The organism is Providencia sp. PROV197 (genome assembly GCF_028479625.1).
GTDB classification, from domain to species: Bacteria; Pseudomonadota; Gammaproteobacteria; order Enterobacterales; family Enterobacteriaceae; genus Providencia; species Providencia vermicola.
In genome coordinates, this window is record NZ_JAMPNZ010000020.1 from 211141 (window position 1) to 231449 (window position 20309).

Genomic DNA, 20309 nt, shown 5'->3' on the forward strand with positions numbered 1-20309 from the left:
ATCGAACTTTGTCGGGTTGTATGCCCCACGCCCTGCCGCTTCACAATCAAATAAATGGCGGGTTCCCGCTCAATTTCACCTAGCAGCTGAATCAGCGTTTCGCTCCACGCTTGGTAAGGGGACTGCGGGTCTTTGGCAAAACCATCTAATGCCAGCGCTAACATATTGGTATGGGTCGAGTCGATATTAATTTCGCCAAAGGTGATTAAGCCTTGTAACTTACGACGAGCCTCACCCTCTGGTAAGGCTTGAACCCATGATTGATAACCCGCTAGCGGACAAACTAACTCCGTTTTTAGGCAATCAATCATCCCAACGTGATGACCAATCGCCAACGAGTAATACATCACTTGCTGGGCATCTTCTGGAATGTCATCGTCACTGTCGACAAACTTTTGGCGCAAAGACCAAAAAAAGACTTCGCCTTCCGTTGGCGAAGGGCTAGCCGAAGCTGGACTACTCATGAATGCCTCCTTGCTTCAACACAGTGACTAAACGGTTAACAATGTCACGCAGACGGGGGTCTTGTTCTTCGTTAAGCCACGCTTGTAGCGTACTTTGCACTTGGGCAGGGCTTGCGCCATCCAATAAGGATAAAAATCGATCACTAATTTCACGGCCTTGGTAATAACCCGCTTGGCGGCGTGCTTCACGTTCGATCATCACCCGAGTGGCTAATGGAATTGATGGTAATAAAAGTTCTACTCGTTCACCATCAGCTTCATGGTGGTCTTGCGCTGATAATTTTTGTTTCAGTAAACCCAGTGCCACGGCAAAGCCATAAATGGTCGCCGCAGGTGTTGGCGGGCAACCAGGGATCCACACATCGATTGGCACGATGTGCTCGCTACCGCCCCACACGCAATACAGATCATGAAAAATACCGCCGCCGCAACCGCACGCCCCATACGAGATACAAATTTTTGGGTCGGGGGCGGATTCATAAGCCCGCAGTGCTGGCATGCGCATGGCGCGAGTCACTGCGCCAGTAAATAGCAAAATATCCGCATGGCGCGGGGAGGCAACCACTTTTATCCCAAAGCGTTCTGCATCAAAAACTGGGGTAATGGCAGAGAAAATTTCGATTTCGCAGCCATTACAGCCACCACAGTCAACACGATACACATAGGCGGAGCGCTTGATGTCTTTGAGCAGCGTACTTTTCAGTTTAGCCACTTGCTCATCCAATTGGATAGGCTGGCTAACATGGTGATTAATAGGAATATCTGGCAGACTCATTATTTATCTCCCTCAATGTGCAAGCGGAAATTTTGGCGGCCATTGTTCAGCAAATTGTTTTTTTGTTTACAGGATGGACAGGTTTCATACATCGGGCGTAGCGCTTCAATACCGCTTTCTTCGATACCTGATGCCACCATTAACGCCATCGCGTAATCCACCGATTTTTTAGGGGCGAATGCTTCGCCACATTCACGGCAATGTTGTAAGCGGAAAGTGCCTTTCATGTACAAATCAGCCTTGTTCATGACTGCTGTTTCAAATTCTTCCGTTAAATGGATAGCGCGAGTCGGGCATACCTCTTCACAACGGGCACAGTAGATGCAGCGCCCGAGGAATAACTGCCAACGACGCTCACCACTTGCTAAGTCAGTTTCCATGGTTAATGCATTGGCGGGACAAGCCGAAATACAAGCCCCACAGGCAATACACTGCTGTGGGTCATACTCGGGTTTACCGCGAAATCCGTGTGCCACTTCGAGGGGCTTGAACGGGTATTTCACCGTTGCCGTTCCTGCATTTTGAAGGGTTTTAAACAGTTTAAACATAATATGCCCTCCGCCTATTTCATTATCGACGTTTTACGGTCGATGCTGTGCTGCTCAAGTTCTTTGTATGCCACTGTTTTCGCTTTACGTTTTTTCACGTCCACCAGCGTCACACGGTCGGTACAAGAGTAACAAGGGTCAAGACTACCGATGATCAGCGGCGCATCAGAAACGGTATTGCCCTGCAGCATATAGCGCAGCACTGGCCAGTTGGCATAGGTCGCCGCACGGCAACGCCAGCGATACAGTTTTTGGTTATCCCCTAACATGCTCCAGTGAACATCTTCCCCACGCGGCGCTTCGGTATAGCCCAACGCAAATTTATGTGGTTGATAGGTAAAGCCTTCTGTGAGGATTGGCCCTTCTGGCATATTATCCAGCGCGTATTCAATCATCGACAAGGAATCCAGTGTTTCTTTAATACGCACCATCACCCTTGAATACACATCGCAGCCATCAAGACTGAATAAGGTTTTTGGTAAGTTGCCATAATCGGCAAATGGGTGATCAAAGCGCACATCACGTTTAAAACCACTCGCGCGGATCATGGGCCCGACAGGGCTGTAGTCACGGGCAACTTGTGGCTCTAAGCGACCAACACCCACGGTACGCTGCTCCATATTTGGCGTGCTCAGTAGCATATCCACTAATTGAGTAACGTCGCGGCGCATTTCTTGTACCAATTGAATAGTTTTTACGCGCTGTTCTTTGAGAAAATCACGGCGAACACCACCAATCAGGTTAGTTCCGTAAGTTTTACGCGCCCCTGTCAGCAACTCCGCCATGGTCATGGATTTTTCACGCACACGGAAAAACTGCATAAACCCAGTGTCGAACCCCGTAAAGTGGCTCGCTAGGCCAATATTCAACAAGTGGCTGTGAAGACGCTCAACTTCTAAAAGGACACTGCGAATGGTGTGCGCACGTTGCGGCACGTAGATACCAAGGGCATTTTCTACGGATGAGGTATACGCCACACTGTGAGTAAAGCCGCAGATCCCGCAGACACGGTCAGATAAAAACGTCACTTCGTTATAGCCCATGCGAGTTTCCGCAAGTTTCTCCATCCCACGGTGCACATAGAACATACGGTAATCCGCATCGACAATACGCTCACCATCGACGAATAAACGAAAGTGACCTGGTTCATCAGAAGTAATATGCAATGGGCCGATTGGCACAACACGGCTTTGGGTTTTGCTGTCGTTAATAAACTCGTAGGTTTCAGTGTCTGTGGTTGGCGCAGGGCGCTGGCGATAGTCCATCGTGTCTTTGCGCAGCGGGTATAAATCTTCAGGCCAATCATCGGGCAGCACTAAGCGGCGCTCATCAGGCAAGCCAACAGGGCGCAGGCCGTACATATCACGGATTTCACGTTCTCCCCACACTGCAGCAGGGACACGCGGCGTTACAGACGGGAACTCTTGGGTGATTGGGCTAACAAAGGCTTTCACTGTCACCCAACATTTTTCCCCTTCTTCCATCGAGAGTGCGTAATACACCGCGAATTGGCCGTTAAGTGGGCGTTCATCATTGCCCCATAAAACAGGCAGCCAACCGCCACAGCCGTAGTAAAGAAACTCTACCACGTCAGGTAGCATATCCGTTTTTACGGTAATGGTGAGCTGATTAGCGGTTTGCCACTCTTCATCCAGTACCGCATGGGGAAATTTCTCGCGGACTTGTGCCAGATAGCCAACGCCTTTACGAACGCCTTGAAGGGTATCTGTATAGTTCTGATAGCTCACGTTATTTCTCCTGCACTGATGCGGTAGAGGCGCTAACACCCCACGGCCATTGATAATGTAATTGAGTAGATTCTGTTGGTGCTGTGCTATCGGTTAAGACAATGGTGGCTGCATTTTCAAGTAAGCGGCTTACAGGCTGCGGAATATGCGTTCCCATCACTAACATCAATACGATGAGAATAGCCATTGGTAAGGTAGTTAAAATACCCAGCTCACCACGGGACACGCAATCAGGTTGCGCGCCAAATAAGGTTTTCGAAATCATGCGTACTAACCCACCTAACACGATAGTGATCAATACTAAAACCAACAGTGTTAACCAAAAATGGTCAGCTGCGATCCCCGCAACCACAATCATGAATTCACTGAGGAAAATATTGAATGGCGGCATCCCGCCAAGGGCTAATGCGCCTCCCGCAAATACCACTGCCGTAAATGGCATGGTACGCAGTAGACCTTTCACCACGGTGATATCTCGCGTACCGTATTTCAATAGAACATTCCCAGAACCACAGAACAGCAAGGTTTTACCCAAACTATGGTTCAAGGTATGCAACAGCGCTGCTAACACGCCAAGTGGGCCACCAATACCTAACGCCACCGCAATCAACCCCATGTTTTCCACGCTGGAATAGGCCAGCAGGCGTTTCATATCTTTTTGCACTAAGATAAAAAATGCCGCAACCGCCACAGAGAGCAAACCAAACACTAGCAGTAGCGTTTGAGTGAATTCACCGCCGATCGCCGAGGTTACAATGATGTAATAGCGAATGATGATCAGCAGCGCGCAGTTAAGCAGTACCGCAGAAAGTAATGCAGACGTTGGGCTTGGTGCTTCACTGTGCGCATCGGGTAACCAAGCATGCATTGGGAATAGACCCGTTTTGGTACCAAAGCCAATTAGCACAAAAACAAAGGCTAAGTGCATTAAGGTTGGGTCGAGTAATTCAGTGTATTTCAGCACTTCGGTCCAGAAAATGGCCAGTTCAGGGTTTGGCATCACATTGACCGCATTCGCATACACTAAAATTGTCCCGAACAGACCAAATGCAACGCCTACGCTACAAATAATGATGTATTTCCACGCCGCTTCCAGTGAAGAACGCTGCCCGTAAATACCCACTAAGAATGCCGAACTAAGTGTGGTTGCCTCCACCGCTGCCCACATTAAAATCAAGTTATTACTGGTGATCACCAACAGCATGGTAAATAAGAACAAGTGGAAGAAACCATAGTAATTACATAATGTTCCTACACTAATTTCACCATCTGCCACTTCATGATTCATATAGCCGATGGAATACAAACCCGTTAAGAATCCGACAATACCTAAGATGGCGAGAAATAACCCTGCAAGGCTATCCAAATGGATCCAATTCCCTGCCATCAGTAAATCACCAACCTCATTGATGGTATTGACCATCCACAATGACAAAACCAACAGCGCCACAATGCCGACGATATGCACCAGTGTGACAACTGGCTTTGCACCGTTGCCCAGCAATCGGCACGCAAAGGCCAGCAGTGAAATAACCAGCGGCGTTGCCATTAATAATGTTAACAACATACTTTGACTCATCTCATCACCCCTTCAGCGCGGTCAGTTGATCCACGTTCAGTGTGTTGAGCGTGCGATAGATTTTACGCGCCAGTACCGCCATGATAATCACAGCGAAAATCGCATCAGTAGCAATACCGATTTCCACTAGCTCAGGCGCTTTATAAGCAAGTAAGGCCAAGGTTAGGTGAGAGCCGTTTTCCATCAAGCAGTAACCAAACGCCTGTTTAAGGATATTGCGCTGCGTCACGATGCACAGTAGGCCTAACATAAAGTGACCGAGGGAGACTGCCAACGCAGGTTTAAGCTCTGTGGCAATCGGCAATTTGATAGGCTCGACTACAAACCAGCACAACACCACAATCACTGCTGCCGCTAGCATTAACCACGCAGGGCTGATCACCCCACCGTTGGCTGACGGGTCAGACAGCTTGCGAAATGCATAACCTAAAATCACAGGAACTAAAATGACCTTGGTGATAAAAGCCGAACCTGCCCACATGGCTAATTCAGGCGCATTGAGGGTCTGGGACAAGGTGCCAAAAATCGCCACTAACACCAGCGATTGCAAGGCATAGAACCAGCACGAGGTCACCGGGCGCTTCGCCCCGATAACCAACAGCGAGGTGATCATCATCAATCCCGCTAAATTATTCACAATCATGGAACCAGTCATACTTTCTCTCCCTTAATTGAGCCAGATGACGGCGATGACACTCGAACAGAAGGACATCACGATCAGCAAACCAATCACCCACTGCATTGCCCATGGAACCGCGCTACCATTCGCCACTTCCTCACTTGGCTCACCAGGCACCACTTTACCGAACCAGTACAACAGCCACGCAAAGCTCGCGACCGATTCAATCAACACCAGCACCATGATTGGTGTGAGTATCCAGAAGTGTTCAGAAAGGGCGAAGCCTGCTGCGAAGATAGGGAATTTACTGAAGAAGCCGTTAAGTGGTGGTACCCCTGCAATTGCCAGTGCGGCAACGCAGAACCCCACGCCCAACAGTGGGTAACGTTTTGCTAAGCCACGTAAACGTGGCAACATCCTTGTTCCACAGCTATAACTCAGCGCGCCTGCAACCAAGAAGAACAAGCTTTTGGCAAATGCGTGGTTGAAGATATAGGCGATCCCCCCTTGGAAGGCCTCCTTAGAGCCAAAAACAGATAACGATAAGGCAAGGAAGATATAAGCCAGTTGAGTAATGGTTGACCATGCAAGCAGACGTTTCATGTCTTTTTGTGGCAGGTACATCATAAAACCATACACCAGAGTGATGACTGCCATCACCACGCCTACCCAACCAATGATTTCAGGCACATGATCCGAAGACATCAAGCTACGGGCGAAGATATAGACCCCTACTTTCACCATTGATGCGGCGTGTAAGTAAGCACTCACAGGGGTGGGTGCTTCCATCGCATCGGGTAGCCAAGCTTGCAGAGGCAATTGGGCTGATTTCCCCCATGCCGCAAACAAAATTCCGCCAAACACAATCAAACTTGCAGACTCATTGAGCTGGCCAATGGCACTCAACGCGAATGTCCCTGTGTTGATAAATAAGGTGGCAGCAGCCAAGTACAGCCCTAACGAACCAATGTGGGTGATAAGCAGCGCTTTCATCGCACTGCGTTGGGATTTTTCGGTTTGGTAATAACCAATCAATGCCCAAGAACATCCCCCTGTAATTTCGAAGAAGACCAACTGACCTAAAATAGTGGACGATAACACCACGCCAGCCATTGCCCCGATAAATACCAGCAAGAACGCATAGTAACGGCGGGTTGGCCCATGGGCGTGTTCACGGTTCCCCTCAGTTAAATAACCCGTTGAATATAAACAGATTAAAAAACCCAAGAACACCACGGCAAACGCAATCAGGGTACTGACACCGTCAATTGTGAAGCCAAATAGTTCGACCTCCCCTGCTTGAATGAGCGTCAGTGAGGTAGCGGTTTTGCCACCCGATAAATACAACCAGCCGAGTATCCCTGTGCCGATTGAAGCAATCAATGCAACAATGGTGCTCAGCCACGGTGCCATGCGGGTGGGTAAGCTACTCACCAGTAACGCGCCAATAAATGGAATAAGTAGCGTGGCGAGTGCAATATTTTCTAACATGCTGTGTCGCTCCTTATAGGCCAGTGAGGTAAAAAACGAATCCGAGTGCCGCAACACCGAATCCTAGCCAAGTCACATGGTGTGTCAGTAAGAAACGCCCACGCGCCAAACTGTTTTCCACCAGCGACGCCAGCACAAAAATCACCAGTAATTTCACCAGCAACAGCACTAACGCAATCAACAAGCTTCCCACTGTCAACACACTGGCATTACCAAATGGGAAGAAGATGGATAAAAACAGCACCGCCACAATCACTTGTTTGAGGCCAATGCCCCATTTCACTAACGCTAAACCTGAACCTGAATACTCCGTTAATGGCCCTTCTTGTAGCTCTTGCTCTGCTTCTGCCACGTCAAACGGGATTTTCCCCATTTCAATAAAGGTGGCAAAACCACACGCTAACAGTGCTAAAAAAGTGGCGGTGGGCGAAATCCAGCCTTCGCTCATCACTGAACTAATGGTGCCGATATTGGTTGAGCCGGCAATCAGCGCCACCACCAAGAGGCCAAGGAATAGAATTGGTTCGACTAACACCCCAAGGGTAAGCTCACGGCTTGCGCCAATTCCTGCAAATGGACTGCCAGTATCCAAACCTGAGAGTGAAAAGAAAAAGCGGAAAAGGGCAAAAATATACAGCACGATAATTAAGTCGCCCGCACCACTAAACAACGAGTTCAAGGTGAAAACGGGCAAAGCCATCGCTAACAGCAGCATACTGCCAAGCAGCACATACGGCATGACGCGAAATATAGCCCCTGAGTCACGTGGCGCAACAGATTGGCGTTTTAGCAGTTTGGTAATATCGCGGTAATCCTGCCAAATACCAGGGCCTTGGCGCGAGTGCATTTTGGCGCGAATTTGCCGTGAAATACCCGTAAATAGCGGGGTTAGCAGCAGCAAAATAACAGCTTGAATTACGGCAAAGAAGCCCATCATCAATGTCGGTGTTTCTTGAATTGTCATGATTTCTCCCCTTACGCCGCGATCACGACGAGCAGCACCACCAACGCAGCAACGACATACAGGCAATACAGTCTGAAGTCCCCACCTTGTAAGCACTGCATGCGCTTCGCAATTCGATTGATACAACGGACGAATGGGTAAATAATTTTTTCATCCCAGAAAGGCTCGACTTGCCCCGCCCCTGCTTTCGTCACTTCTAAGGTTTGTGCTAACCGTGCCGATGGGTCGAGTTGTTCACGCATGCGATATAGTGGCGCAAACATAGAACGCAGCGGTTGAGTGAAGCCCCCCGCAGATACAGACATGTCTTTTTCCCATGCATAACCACATGCCCACGCATCGCCTTTGCGGCGAAAGCCCATTTGCTTGCCTTTGAATACCAAGTAAATAATGAACGGAATAAGCGGTAAGGCGAGCAACAAAACGAAGGTCATCGCTGGGGAGATCATCGCTTGTGCCGCGCTATCAGGCATTAACATCGCTCCTTGGGCGACGGTAATATCCGTTGCGCTAGTTAATGACATCGCCACATTTGCCAATACTGGAGCAATCACGCTGGCACCCACGCCTAAGATCACGCAGATAACCGCTAAAATCAGCATCGCCGCGGTCATTGTCCAAGGCACTTCCCGTGCTTTAGTGGCTTGTTCGCTGCGCGCGCCGCCACAAAAACTGACACCGTACACTTTCACAAAACACATCGCCGCCAACGCCCCTGTGATGGCTAACATTACAATGGCGATAGGGCCACTGATACGCATGATGAATGTGCCTTCATGGCTCATTGAGAAAAGGGATTGATAGGTGTACCACTCACTGACAAAACCGTTTAAGGGTGGCAACGCTGAAATCGCCATACAGCCGATTAAAAAGGCCGTTGCCGTTAGTGGCATGAGTTTCGCTAACCCGCCCATTTTCTCCATATCACGGGTATGAATGCGGTAAATCACCGCCCCAGCCCCAAGAAATAACAATCCTTTAAATACCGCATGGTTGAGCAAGTGGTAAACCGCACCGAGCAGGCCAATGGTCGCCAGTACTGGCATATTATTTGCCATACCGACCATGCCAACACCAACCCCCATCAAGATGATCCCGATATTTTCAACGGTATGCCAAGCGAGTAAGCGCTTAATATCGTGCTCTGCCAGTGCGTACATGACTCCAAGGACAGAAGACACAGCACCGAAGGCCAACACCACAATACCCCACCAGCCTTGGGTTGCACCTAATAGGTCGATACCCACTTTGATGATCCCAAAGATACCGATTTTCACCATCACCCCTGACATCAAAGCGGAGGCGTGTGACGGTGCTGCGGGGTGAGCTTGCGGTAACCAACTGTGTAATGGGAGCATCCCTGCCTTGGCGCCAAAGCCAAAAAATCCCAATAAAAACACGACGGATGCCATGGTTGGCGAAAGGGTGAGTTGGCGGAAGGAATCGAAATCTAAGCTGCCACTTTGTCGCCACATTAAGAAGAACGCTATCATGATCAGAATCGACCCTGCGTGGGCGATAAAGAAATACAGCAGGCCAGCACGAATCGATTTATCGTCTTGGTCAGCAATGACGAGAAACCAAGATGCGAGTGACATCATCTCAAATAAGATAATGAAATAAAACGCATTATCCATCACCACCAAGGCCACCATCGAGGCGATAAACAGATTGAGGAAGAAGCCCATGCTCCACGCCCCACGTCCGCAATATTCTTGAACATAGTTCAATGAATACAGGGCACTAACGGTAACCAGCAACGAAATCACCATCACCATAAAGGCGGCTAAGCTATCCATCCGCACCACAAAATGGGCAAATGGGAATGGCCCTTGCGCCATATACGTCAGAACCTCACCGTTCATTAAGACAGGGATGGCGCTGCATAGTCCCAATAATCCACCAATGATTGCCGAAATCCCCGCCACATAAATAGCGATTTTTTCTTGGCGCTTAAACAGCAGTGAAGCAAACCCACCGACGGTATATAAGGCAATTGACCACAAAAGTAATTGAAGCGCTGTCATGTTAGAGGTTCTCCTGCCGTGAGACAAAAATGTCGAACTCAGGCGGCATCGCATCGACAGACGCATTGCGGCGTTTCGCACTTTCGTGTTCCAATTGGTTTTCCTCAACCAGATGGAGGGCATCGGTTGGGCAAACCTTCACACATGCAGGGCCATCTTCGCTAAAGTCACATAAATCGCATTTCACGGCGATATTGCGAATACCCGCATTCCACGCTAAGAATGGGTTCATGGTCGGCAAACTGTCTGGCACATCGAGCAGCATTTCTTTTGGCACATATTGCTCAAAGAAATCAGGCATATCAACAGGTTTACTGCCTGATGGCGTAATCGCCCCAAACGGACACACTAAACCACAGAGCTTACACCCGATGCACAGGCTCTCATTCAATACGATCATGTCATTTTCATGTGTAATCGCATTCACTGGGCACACCCGCGCACACGGTGCATCGTCACACTGACGGCACAGCATCGGGGCGGTTAGCTCTCCTACTTTCACCACACTCAGTCTCGGATGTGATTGTAATCCCTGTGCTTTATGTGTTTCTGAGCATGCAGCCATACAGGTATTACATCCGATACAGAGTTGCGGGTCGGCAATCACAAAGCGATTCATTCGCCTTACCCTCCAATCAAATTGGTCGAATTATTAATATTGATAGGATGGTATTAGCATATTTCATGCCATGATTATTTTTGTTATTTATCAATTGATTAAATAAAAAACATTAAAAGTTCGACACTAATGACGATGAAGTTAGGGGGGTAAATAGCCATTATCGACACACATCTGCAATCGCAAAGATTTTCGAAGGAAATGAATTTTAGAAGAGGATTTACTGACTGAATCATTTTTAACAATTTTTCGGTAATAAGATAAAAATAATTCACTATTTTTACATCATTATTTTTAATTTACGCTTTATTTATTTCTTTATTTGATTCATTTTAAATATGCATTTAATTTGCAATAAACATAAAACCTGACTTAAATTATATTGAGATTGGTTAAATTTACTTAATTTATTTGAATTAACAGCAAAGTCATCATTAATGACCAGTCAGCAATAAATGATAATTTCAAATAAAAATAAAATCACGAAAATAAATATAATTCAATAAAATCAGCAAACTACAACAAACAAAAGACGATAAAAATATATTTTATTCTTATTGATAGGTAAATCTTATTTCAGCAATCGATTAAACCAATGGTTATCATTGATAAAAATCAAGAACCATTGCGCTTTATTTATCCATCATAGTCCAGCTATAGAATTATATTAACTAAAAATATTTAATTATATTTGACCGCAATCTTCCAAGGATAGTGTAATGAAAAAACTTACTCGCATTACGGTCGCTGTCATATTTTTGCTTTTACTCGGTTATTTTGGGTTATCGGGATATGTGTGGTACCACGATGATCAACGAAGACAAAATAATGACATTCAGACATCTAAAATTGCAGAAAATAATCAAGTCCTCCAATTCTTTGCCGAAAAAGGATGCGATTACTGTCACACGCCGTCAACTGACTTACCTGCTTATGCCTCATTTCCAATCGCTAAACAACTGATGGAATACGATATCCAGCTGGGTTATAAATCCTTTAACCTTGAAGCCGCTCGCGCTGCGTTAATTGCGGGAGAACCCGTTCCTCAGAGTGAATTGAATAAAATTGAGTGGGTGATGCAGAATCACACCATGCCACCAACACGCTATGTCGCACTGCACTGGGCAAGTAGCGTGAGTGATGAAGAACGCACCAAGTTACTCAGTTGGATTGCGAAGCAACGTGCTGAGCATTATGCCACTGAAGACACTGCTGCGGAGCACCGCAATGAACCAATCCAACCTATTCCAAAATCGATGGAAGTGGATGATAAAAAAGTCGCACTAGGCTTTCGCCTTTACCATGACGCTCGCTTATCGGGAGACAGCACCATTTCTTGTGCTCACTGCCATGCGCTAAACGCAGGTGGAGTTGATGGTCGTAAAACTTCTATCGGTGTTGGCGGGGCGGTAGGTCCAATTAACGCACCAACCGTATTTAACTCCGTGTTTAACGTTGAGCAATTCTGGGATGGTCGTGCCCCTGACTTACAAGCACAAGCAGGTGGTCCGCCATTAAACCCAATTGAAATGGCGTCCAAATCATGGGATGAAATCATTGTAAAACTGGATAAAGACCCGGTATTAAAACAGGATTTCAATGCGGTTTACCCTGAAGGATTCACAGGAGACAACATCACTGATGCCATCGCGGAATTCGAAAAAACCTTAATCACCCCTGATTCACCGTTTGATAATTGGTTACGTGGCGATAGCACTGCACTGACGGCGCAACAGTTGCATGGTTACCAATTATTTAAAGAGAATAAATGTGCGACTTGCCACGGCGGCGTGATCCTCGGTGGTCGTTCTTTCGAACCGTTAGGCTTGAAGAAAGACTATGAATTCGGTGAAGTCACTGCACAAGATATTGGCCGTATGAATGTCACCTCTGAAGAGCGTGATAAGCTGCGTCAAAAAGTGCCAACACTGCGTAATGTTGAGTTAACCGCGCCGTATTTCCACCGTGGTGACGTAGCAACCTTAGATGAGGCAGTGAAACTGATGCTGCGTTATCAAGTCGGTAAAGAGCTACCACAAAAAGATGTCGACGATATTGTTGCCTTCCTGAAGAGCCTAACGGGTGTTTACACACCGTATGTCCCACAAAGCGAAGCACAATAAGAATTGATTGAATTGTATCTCAATAGCACCGCAGGCTTAGGCTACGGTGCTATTTTATTTGCCTCCCCCCGCTATTTTTATTATATTTCGAGCTGTGCATCTGCCATGCATCCATCCGCGGAAAGAGCCCTGCTCAGGCTAACTCACTTATTCATTTATCTTACGGCCCTACCTGAATGCGGATATCGGTAATCAAGGAGCTCGTATGCCAAAATTTCCTGTTAATAACGGGTTAATCAACCTAAATTTTTTTCGTAAAAAAGCCAAAAAGCTACTGCAACAAATGAAAGCGGGGCAAGCTTCAGAGCAACGTTTATTGCTTGAGCAAACCCATCCTCACGCTGATATCACTTTAGCATCTGCACAATGGTTGGTTGCCAATGAACTTGGCTTTTCAAGCTGGCCAAAGCTAAAAGCCCATGTCGATACGGTTTTATTTGCCGCAAATAACCCAAACTTTAGCGCCGATAATGAAAGCCAAACAACGCATTGGCGCTGCGGTCATGATATTGAACATAAACTGCGGGTGGCGGGTTTTACTGGAGCTTTTGTCCCATTTACTGACCCCTTTTGCCTTGGTCCCGTCCCTTCTCTGCCTTTTGATCAGTATCGTTCGTTGCGAACTCATACACTTAGCCAATATTTTTCTATCCCACTTAAGAAAATTACCCAGCAATTTGATCAAGAATACCATGCTCTATCTCAGCTAGCGGAGAGCGAAAAAGTCATTTTCTGGTGTGAAGCAGACCCATATGATCAACTGTTTTTAATTCGTGTTCTGGCAAACCTCAACCCGACTTATCCTTCACTTGAACTGATTGATATAGCTAGCATTCCTGGCATAAAACGCTTTGTCGGCTTCGGCCAGCTTTCGCCTGAGATTTTACCTTGGCTATGGGCACAACGAAGAACTATCGGACGGACAGAAATTGAGATTGCCAAGCACGTCTGGGCAGCATTTACCGATGAGAACCCAACAAATTTTGCCAAAGCCGCTCGGCAGCATTACCCCACTCTACCACTGCTTGCGCCTGCATTATTCAGGATGTTGCAAGAGTATCCCAATAACCAAACAGGGCTGTCCCTCACAGAATCCCTAGCACTGCATTATCTCCGTGATAACCCTGGTGCGACCCTTGAGGATACGTTTAAAACCCTTATTGAGCACCTGGAACCTTTGCCATTTTTAGGGGATTTGATGTTTTATTGCCTACTCAAACCTTGTTTAATCGGTGCCACACCACTATTAACATCAAACGACCAACAACGACCTTTTGAAAAACAACCTTTATTCCTTAGTGATATAGGCGAAAACGTACTTAATGGTCACGCCTATGCACTCAATTACATTGAAGAAACACGATGGGTTGGCGGAGTGAGTTTTTCAGGAAAAAAATCACATTGGACGATAGATAACAGGCAAGAATTGGTTTGGCGGTTGGTTTAACGGTCCAAAAGAAAGAAAGCCAAAAATTTGGCTTTCTTTTCAAGCATTACTCAGGCGCATTCCCTTTGTAATACACCGTTTTTTGCATAACGGGTAAAGATAATTGCTTTTGAATTCCCGCTAGCGTTTCTTGCGTTAGCATCGCGAGCCCACGGTAAAAATTGCTATTGGCTTGCGTGGCGAAAACATCAAGAAAATGTGCCGACCAAGGTAGCAAGTGCCACGCTAGCAATTCCTCAAGGTCATTTCGCCTATCTTGTTCCGCCAGCCAGGCGGCTAACATCAAAATCAAACCGATATGGTCTTCTGGTTCTTTTTGCGTTGTGGCGGGCTCAATCCCTTTTGAACGCATCCATTGGCGCAGCTCAACGGTAGAATCCCCAAAAATAATATTTTCTTTATCTAACCACACTGAACCCCAAGGTGGTGCAGGTAAGGCATAGGGGCCGATAAATAACCGCTGCCACGCTTCATCAAGTGGCTCATTTTGTTTTGTTGAATCTGCAAATAATGCGTTAATTTCATTAAGTGATGCCAACGAAAATGGCCACTCTTCATGCCATGTTGGCTCTCGCAAAATCGCGATGAGCTCCGCGTTATTTTCACTGTCTGGAGCAAAATAAAATAAAGAACCCAAAACCCGCCCCGTTACAGCAACGTGTTCAAGAAATTGCGCATCATGCATATTGATTGTCTCTGCGTTTTCAACGTAGGGAAACTGGCTCCCTACGTTGAGATGTTTTACCGATTAGGCGACTGCCATTCCTACTGTCATATGTAGACCATAGAACAGCCCGCGTCCAATTAATTCGCCGAACAACACCAACAATGTGCCGATGAACAAACTGATAACGGATGGCTGGTTTTGCTTCATTAGCGGTAAAATCCATAACATCAAACCAAGGCTTGTTGCCACTAAACGCACCATTTGCAGCGAACCAAAATCAGGAACTAAAGCACTCGCACGTTGTACCGATGATGCTATCAGTGCGATTTCACCACTTTGCACCAGCACAGAGGCAATCGTAATCACATACGCCACAATGCTGATCAGTGCGAGCCGCCCACTGTGGCACGGAAATTTAGCAATACGTAATAACAACGTACCTAAAATCGGCCCAACGACAAAGGCAGTCATAAAGAAGCCAATCGTGGTATGTGGCGTGTTCCATGTCGGTACTGTGCTTATCATATAGACACGAGTCATCGCCCAGACGAATAACAGTCCCATCGCCATGGTGAGAAGCAACCAAATTTTACCGAGCCCTTCAGGCATTTTCTTCAGCACCGCCAGCAGCCACCATAAGCCCCCCAGTGCAAAAAAGAGGGAGCCAAACAGCACTTCATTACTCAGTGATGATGAAAAAACACGGTTCATTGAGTTAAATGCACGTAACGGCGACCCCATATGCATCATGGACGCCAAGAAACCTAACCCCATCAGCACCCACAAAGCCAGCATTGCATTCACAATACGCTGTTTTTGCTGTTTATCATCTGTCGATAACCACGCAAGGCCAGTCACAATCACTGCCCCCGCAATACTTTGTCCTAATACTGTAAACAGGATCAGCGGCCATTCATGTAATCCGTTGCCCATCTTATACCTCCCTTGGGTTAGCTAAGTGACCCGTGGTGTCGTTCACAGGGCGGCTATTCGCATTCGGCTTAATAACAATATTTGGCTTGGTGTAATGCGCTTCAGGCAATGGCGCGATCTCCGCCAAGGTGCCATACGTTTTGCGCAGCTCCTCGATTGGGCCAAAATCCAATGCACGCAACGGGCAAGATTCAGCACAAATCGGTTTTTTCCCTTCGGCCACACGTTCATAACAGCCATCACATTTTGTCATATGCCCTTTTTCAGCATTAAACTGTGGTGCACCATATGGACAAGCCATATGGCAGTAACGGCAACCGATACAGACACTTTCATCCACCACCACAAAGCCGTCTTCACGCTTGTGCATCGCCCCGCTTGGGCACACTTTGACGCACGCAGGGTCTTCACAGTGATTACACGAAATTGACAGGTAATAACTGAAAACATTTTGGTGCCAGACGCCGTTATCTTCTTGCCAGTCACCGCCTGTATATTCATAAATACGCCGAAAATTCACTTCGGGAGATAAATTTTTGTAGTCTTTGCACGCTAATTCGCACGTTTTACACCCCGTACAACGGGCTGAATCAATATAAAAACCATATTGTGTTGTCATAATTTATCTCCTCCCTATACCCGAGCCACTTCAACAAGATTGCTGTGCTGCGGGTTGCCTTTTGCCAGCGGCGACGGGCGCTGCGTGGTCAGGACATTAAGGCTTCCCCCGTGGTCTATCTTGTTTTCATCTGGCGCATACCATGCCCCTTCCCCCATTGCCACAACACCTGGAATAATTCGTGGCGTCACTTTCGCATTGATATGCACTTCACCACGGTCATTGAATATACGTACCATATCGCCATTTTTAATATTACGGCGCGCAGCATCAATTGGGTTGATCCACATTTCCTGTAGGCAAGCGGCTTTAATCACATCTACGTTGCCATATGTAGAGTGAACACGGGATTTATAATGGAAGCCACTCAGCTGCAGTGGGTATTGCTTAGTCAGTTTATCCTCATGGCTTTCAAAGCCAGGGGAATACATCGGGATAGCCGAAATAAGATCCCCTTCTTCAAGAGTCCATGTTTTAGCGATATCGGCTAGACGGTCGGAGTAGATCTCAATTTTGCCTGATGGGGTATTTAATGGGTTCGCAATCGGGTCTTCGCGGAACGCTTTATGTGCCACCACGTGCCCCTGCGGGTTCATTTTTTTGTAGATCCCTTGCTGCTGGAAGGTCTCAAAATCTGGTAACTCAGGCAGTTTTTCCCTTGAAATTTCATATAAATGGCGCAGCCATTCTTCTTGAGTGCGCCCTTCAGTGAACTTTTCTTCAACCCCCATACGGCGTGCGATTTGCGTACACATCTCATACACAGTTTTACTTTCAAAACGTGGTTCAATGGCTTGGCTGGCAAAAATCACATAGCCCATATTACTCGCAGCACCATCGAGACAGAAATCCATTTGCTCAGAAGCCGTGCAATCGGGCAGAAGGATATCCGCGTATTTTGCCGATGCGGTCATGTGGTTATCAATGACCACAATCATTTCACATTTTTTATCATCCTGAAGAATGTCGTGAGTCTTATTAATATCAGAATGCTGATTAATCAAGCTGTTACTAGCGTAGTTCCAAATAAATTTAATCGGTACGTCCAGCTTATCTTTACCACGCACACCATCGTGAGTTGCGGTCATTTCAGGGCCACGTTCAATAGCATCCGTCCATAAGAACACCGAAATACTGGTTTTAACTGGGTTCTCAAGGGTTGGCATTCGCTCAAAGGGGATATCGTAATTTCCTTCACGCGCCCCTGTATTACCTCCGCTGATCCCCACGTTCCCCGTTAAAATCGGCAACATAGCAATCGCGCGTGCGGTTTGTTCCCCGTTAGAATGGCGTTGTGGCCCCCAGCCTTGGCTAATATAAGCAGGTTTCGCACTACCGATTTCTCGTGCTAATTTGATGATTTTATCGGCTGGAATACCCGTAATTTTTGCTGCCCACTGAGGTGTTTTTTCAATGCCGTCATCCCCTTGCCCTAAAATATACGCTTTATAATGGCTATTTTTAGGCGCATTCGCGGGGAGTGTTTTTTCATCATATCCAACACAATATTTGTCTAAAAATGGCTGATCAACCAAATCTTCAGTGATCAACACATAGGCAAGCCCTGCCACTAATGCGGCATCAGTACCTGGACGAATAGGGATCCACTCATCTTCACGCCCTGCGGCAGTGTCAGTATAACGAGGGTCGATAACAATCATTCGTGCATTAGAACGTTCACGGGCTTGCTCTAATTGATAAGTGATCCCCCCACCGCTCATCCGTGTTTCCGCAGGGTTATTTCCGAACAACACCACCAATTTTGAATTTTCGATATCGGACACGCTATTACCCGCACCACTGCCATAAGTATATGGCATTGCACAACTAATTTGTGCTGTGCTGTATGTTCCATAATGGTTTAAATAACCACCCGTGCAGTTCATTAAACGCGCAATTGGTGAGTTCGCTGGCGGCCATGAACGCGCAACTGTCCCCCCTAAAGTACCTGTACCGTAGTTTAAATAGACCGCTTCATTACCGTAATCTTTAATAATGCGCTTGAGGTTACCACTAATTAGGTCGTAAGCTTCTTCCCAAGTGATTTGCTTGAATTTTCCCTCCCCTCTCGCGCCCACACGCAACATTGGGTATTTTAAACGATCAGGGTTATACACGCGGCGGCGCATAGAGCGACCACGCAGGCAGGCTTTCACTTGGTGTTTATCGCCATACACGTCATCACCCGTGTTATCGGTTTCAACGTATTTAATTTCCCCCTCCACCACATGCATACGCAGCGGGCAACGGCTTCCGCAGTTAACGGTACACGCACTCCAGACAATTTTTTCTTCAGGGGTTGGCGTCGCTTCATTGGCATTGGCAACATTGCTAAAAGGTAAACTTAATGCACCGCTAGCAAGCGCGAGCCCGCCCACCGTACTGGTTTGCACTAGTTTTCGACGGCTGATCTCCGATTGGAGTAATCCATCAGATAATGCTTTATCCATATCTGCCTCACTTAACATTGCTTCTTAACGTTATAAATAATTTTTTTAAAATTTATTTTTGGTATTTTTCACTTCTCTGATTTCAATAGTTATTTTATAGCGGGCATATAGATGGGTATTGTGCGCGATCAATAATGTATGACAAAAGTAAGGAGGGTGACCTTGATTCAGAAATCAACATTAAATAATTTTATTTCAATAAGTTACATAGAAGCCGTATTTTAAAATGATTGTGCCTCTAGTAACCGACTGAGCTAATAGGAGTAATGAAGAAAAAATGGGAATCGACCAAGAAAATAGCGATGTTCAAAACCCCTTTATGTGAAGGCGACAAAGCAGCAGCCGAGCTGCTAGGCTTTAATGAACCTGCTGAAAATCTAGCCTATGGCCTTATTGATTTAGGTATATTAGTTTTAGGTAATTAAAGCTAGCTTCAAAGCCAGATGAATACGGTAATCCAAATAAACGTTCATTCAAAAAATATGTGAAAAATGATTTTACAAATATTAAATTTAGTTAATTAAACTTTTATTACTATTTCAGCGGATAGAAAATGAACTTTTATTTCACCTATAGAATAAAATAATTATATTTATCTAAAAAGTAATGTGTTAGATGGAATAAGTTAGATATGATTGGCTTTTTCTGATTAAAATGGGAAATGTTCATGTCCACTCGTAAATATTTAACTCACCAAGAAATATCTCGTCTTTTAGCTGCTTGTCGTTTATCTCGTCATCCCGAACGTAATTCTTGCTTAATTTATATGTGCTTTATACATGGATTAAGAGCAAGTGAAGCTCTATCGCTAAAGTTATCTGATCTTAACTTAGAAAGTAAAGAGCTATATGTTCATCGTTTAAAGAATGGTTTTTCAGTAAATCATCCATTGATTGATGAAGAGATCCCGCTGATTAAAGCTTGGCTAAAAATTAGAAATACATGGAAAGGGAAAGAAAGTCAGTGGTTATTTTTATCTGAAAGAGGAACTGCCATGACTCGCCAGCGCTTTTATCAACTTTTTTCACGGCTCGGCGAGCTAGCTAAGCTGACTCTTGGTATTCATCCTCATATGTTACGGCATGCATGCGGTTATGCATTAGCGGATAAAGGCGCCGATACACGTTTAATTCAGGATTATTTAGGACACACGAATATACAACATACAGTGCGATATACAGCAAGTAACCCAGCAAGATTTCGGGGTGTATGGTGAAAGGTAACTTACTAAAAGTG

Annotated in this window: 17 protein-coding genes and 1 pseudogene; 4 read left to right on the plus strand and 14 right to left on the minus strand. The window is 46.2% G+C overall.

Going from position 1 to position 20309, the window contains the following annotated elements; translation table 11 throughout:
* Positions 1 to 44: 44 nt before the first annotated feature.
* The 10 genes and pseudogenes from PR808_RS12060 to PR808_RS12105 all read right to left on the minus strand — a co-directional run.
* Positions 45 to 464 (minus strand): annotated as a pseudogene (locus PR808_RS12060) (formate hydrogenlyase maturation HycH family protein); the annotation flags it as partial.
* A complete protein-coding gene (locus tag PR808_RS12065) occupies positions 457 to 1239 on the minus strand; it encodes an NADH-quinone oxidoreductase subunit B family protein (protein ID WP_206083326.1) in 783 nt (260 codons plus the stop codon). The pseudogene PR808_RS12060 and the gene PR808_RS12065, both read right to left, overlap by 8 nt.
* A complete protein-coding gene (gene hyfH, locus PR808_RS12070; RefSeq protein ID WP_206083325.1) occupies positions 1239 to 1787 on the minus strand; it encodes a hydrogenase 4 subunit H in 549 nt (182 codons plus the stop codon). The genes PR808_RS12065 and hyfH overlap by 1 nt, the downstream gene beginning before the upstream one ends.
* Before the next feature lie 14 nt (positions 1788 to 1801).
* Positions 1802 to 3535, minus strand: coding sequence for a hydrogenase large subunit (locus tag PR808_RS12075; protein ID WP_206083324.1), 1734 nt, complete (start codon positions 3533 to 3535; stop codon positions 1802 to 1804).
* A gap of 1 nt (position 3536) precedes the next feature.
* Positions 3537 to 5114 (minus strand): hydrogenase 4 subunit F, encoded by a 1578-nt coding sequence (locus tag PR808_RS12080; RefSeq protein WP_206083323.1) that lies wholly within the window; start codon positions 5112 to 5114, stop codon positions 3537 to 3539.
* 4 nt (positions 5115 to 5118) lie between these two features.
* Positions 5119 to 5769 carry a hydrogenase 4 membrane subunit gene (gene hyfE / locus PR808_RS12085; RefSeq protein WP_206083322.1) on the minus strand — a complete coding sequence of 217 codons (651 nt, stop codon included), beginning with the start codon at positions 5767 to 5769 and terminating at the stop codon, positions 5119 to 5121.
* A gap of 12 nt (positions 5770 to 5781) precedes the next feature.
* Positions 5782 to 7224 carry a hydrogenase 4 subunit D gene (locus PR808_RS12090; protein WP_206083321.1) on the minus strand — a complete coding sequence of 481 codons (1443 nt, stop codon included), beginning with the start codon at positions 7222 to 7224 and terminating at the stop codon, positions 5782 to 5784.
* Between the two features lie 13 nt (positions 7225 to 7237).
* Positions 7238 to 8188: a respiratory chain complex I subunit 1 family protein gene (locus PR808_RS12095; protein WP_272539372.1), complete on the minus strand. Its 951-nt coding sequence runs from the start codon at positions 8186 to 8188 to the stop codon at positions 7238 to 7240.
* 11 nt (positions 8189 to 8199) lie between these two features.
* Positions 8200 to 10215 carry a hydrogenase 4 subunit B gene (gene hyfB / locus PR808_RS12100; RefSeq protein ID WP_206083320.1) on the minus strand — a complete coding sequence of 672 codons (2016 nt, stop codon included), beginning with the start codon at positions 10213 to 10215 and terminating at the stop codon, positions 8200 to 8202.
* 1 nt (position 10216) lies between these two features.
* Positions 10217 to 10834, minus strand: a complete 618-nt coding sequence (locus tag PR808_RS12105; protein ID WP_206083319.1) for a 4Fe-4S dicluster domain-containing protein — start codon at positions 10832 to 10834, stop codon at positions 10217 to 10219.
* Between the two features lie 719 nt (positions 10835 to 11553).
* On the opposite strand from PR808_RS12105, the gene PR808_RS12110 reads away from it, so the two are divergent.
* Together PR808_RS12110 and PR808_RS12115 are read left to right on the plus strand one after the other, a co-directional pair.
* Positions 11554 to 12957 carry a cytochrome c peroxidase gene (locus PR808_RS12110; RefSeq protein WP_272539373.1) on the plus strand — a complete coding sequence of 468 codons (1404 nt, stop codon included), beginning with the start codon at positions 11554 to 11556 and terminating at the stop codon, positions 12955 to 12957.
* Between the two features lie 205 nt (positions 12958 to 13162).
* Positions 13163 to 14404 carry a DUF1835 domain-containing protein gene (locus tag PR808_RS12115; RefSeq protein WP_206083317.1) on the plus strand — a complete coding sequence of 414 codons (1242 nt, stop codon included), beginning with the start codon at positions 13163 to 13165 and terminating at the stop codon, positions 14402 to 14404.
* 46 nt (positions 14405 to 14450) lie between these two features.
* On the opposite strand, the gene dmsD is transcribed toward PR808_RS12115, so the two are convergent.
* The 4 genes from dmsD to PR808_RS12135 form a co-directional block, all read right to left on the minus strand.
* On the minus strand, positions 14451 to 15089 hold the full coding sequence (gene dmsD, locus PR808_RS12120) for a Tat proofreading chaperone DmsD (protein ID WP_272539374.1): 639 nt from the start codon (positions 15087 to 15089) through the stop codon (positions 14451 to 14453).
* Positions 15090 to 15152: 63 nt separating this feature from the next.
* On the minus strand, positions 15153 to 16004 hold the full coding sequence (locus PR808_RS12125; RefSeq protein ID WP_206083315.1) for a DmsC/YnfH family molybdoenzyme membrane anchor subunit: 852 nt from the start codon (positions 16002 to 16004) through the stop codon (positions 15153 to 15155).
* A 1-nt stretch (position 16005) separates the two neighbouring features.
* On the minus strand, positions 16006 to 16623 hold the full coding sequence (locus PR808_RS12130) for a DMSO/selenate family reductase complex B subunit (protein ID WP_206083314.1): 618 nt from the start codon (positions 16621 to 16623) through the stop codon (positions 16006 to 16008).
* A gap of 14 nt (positions 16624 to 16637) precedes the next feature.
* Positions 16638 to 19073: a DMSO/selenate family reductase complex A subunit gene (locus PR808_RS12135; RefSeq protein ID WP_272539375.1), complete on the minus strand. Its 2436-nt coding sequence runs from the start codon at positions 19071 to 19073 to the stop codon at positions 16638 to 16640.
* Positions 19074 to 19339: 266 nt separating this feature from the next.
* On the opposite strand from PR808_RS12135, the gene PR808_RS12140 reads away from it, so the two are divergent.
* On the plus strand, positions 19340 to 19498 hold the full coding sequence (locus tag PR808_RS12140) for a hypothetical protein (protein ID WP_206083312.1): 159 nt from the start codon (positions 19340 to 19342) through the stop codon (positions 19496 to 19498).
* Between the two features lie 242 nt (positions 19499 to 19740).
* A complete protein-coding gene (locus tag PR808_RS12145; RefSeq protein WP_272539376.1) occupies positions 19741 to 20289 on the plus strand; it encodes a tyrosine-type DNA invertase in 549 nt (182 codons plus the stop codon).
* The last annotated feature ends 20 nt before the right edge of the window (positions 20290 to 20309 follow it).

Bases quoted from the DNA above. Each gene is read 5' to 3' on its own strand.
- PR808_RS12065 (WP_206083326.1), bottom strand. From the start codon at position 1,239: ATGAGTCTGCCAGATATTCCTATTAATCACCATGTTAGCCAGCCTATC.
- hyfH (WP_206083325.1), bottom strand. From the start codon at position 1,787: ATGTTTAAACTGTTTAAAACCCTTCAAAATGCAGGAACGGCAACGGTG.
- PR808_RS12080 (WP_206083323.1), bottom strand. From the start codon at position 5,114: ATGAGTCAAAGTATGTTGTTAACATTATTAATGGCAACGCCGCTGGTT.
- hyfE (WP_206083322.1), bottom strand. From the start codon at position 5,769: ATGACTGGTTCCATGATTGTGAATAATTTAGCGGGATTGATGATGATC.
- PR808_RS12090 (WP_206083321.1), bottom strand. From the start codon at position 7,224: ATGTTAGAAAATATTGCACTCGCCACGCTACTTATTCCATTTATTGGC.
- PR808_RS12095 (WP_272539372.1), bottom strand. From the start codon at position 8,188: ATGACAATTCAAGAAACACCGACATTGATGATGGGCTTCTTTGCCGTA.
- hyfB (WP_206083320.1), bottom strand. From the start codon at position 10,215: ATGACAGCGCTTCAATTACTTTTGTGGTCAATTGCCTTATATACCGTC.
- PR808_RS12105 (WP_206083319.1), bottom strand. From the start codon at position 10,834: ATGAATCGCTTTGTGATTGCCGACCCGCAACTCTGTATCGGATGTAAT.
- PR808_RS12110 (WP_272539373.1), top strand. From the start codon at position 11,554: ATGAAAAAACTTACTCGCATTACGGTCGCTGTCATATTTTTGCTTTTA.
- PR808_RS12115 (WP_206083317.1), top strand. From the start codon at position 13,163: ATGCCAAAATTTCCTGTTAATAACGGGTTAATCAACCTAAATTTTTTT.
- dmsD (WP_272539374.1), bottom strand. From the start codon at position 15,089: ATGCATGATGCGCAATTTCTTGAACACGTTGCTGTAACGGGGCGGGTT.
- PR808_RS12125 (WP_206083315.1), bottom strand. From the start codon at position 16,004: ATGGGCAACGGATTACATGAATGGCCGCTGATCCTGTTTACAGTATTA.
- PR808_RS12130 (WP_206083314.1), bottom strand. From the start codon at position 16,623: ATGACAACACAATATGGTTTTTATATTGATTCAGCCCGTTGTACGGGG.
- PR808_RS12135 (WP_272539375.1), bottom strand. From the start codon at position 19,073: ATGGATAAAGCATTATCTGATGGATTACTCCAATCGGAGATCAGCCGT.
- PR808_RS12140 (WP_206083312.1), top strand. From the start codon at position 19,340: ATGAAGAAAAAATGGGAATCGACCAAGAAAATAGCGATGTTCAAAACC.
- PR808_RS12145 (WP_272539376.1), top strand. From the start codon at position 19,741: ATGTCCACTCGTAAATATTTAACTCACCAAGAAATATCTCGTCTTTTA.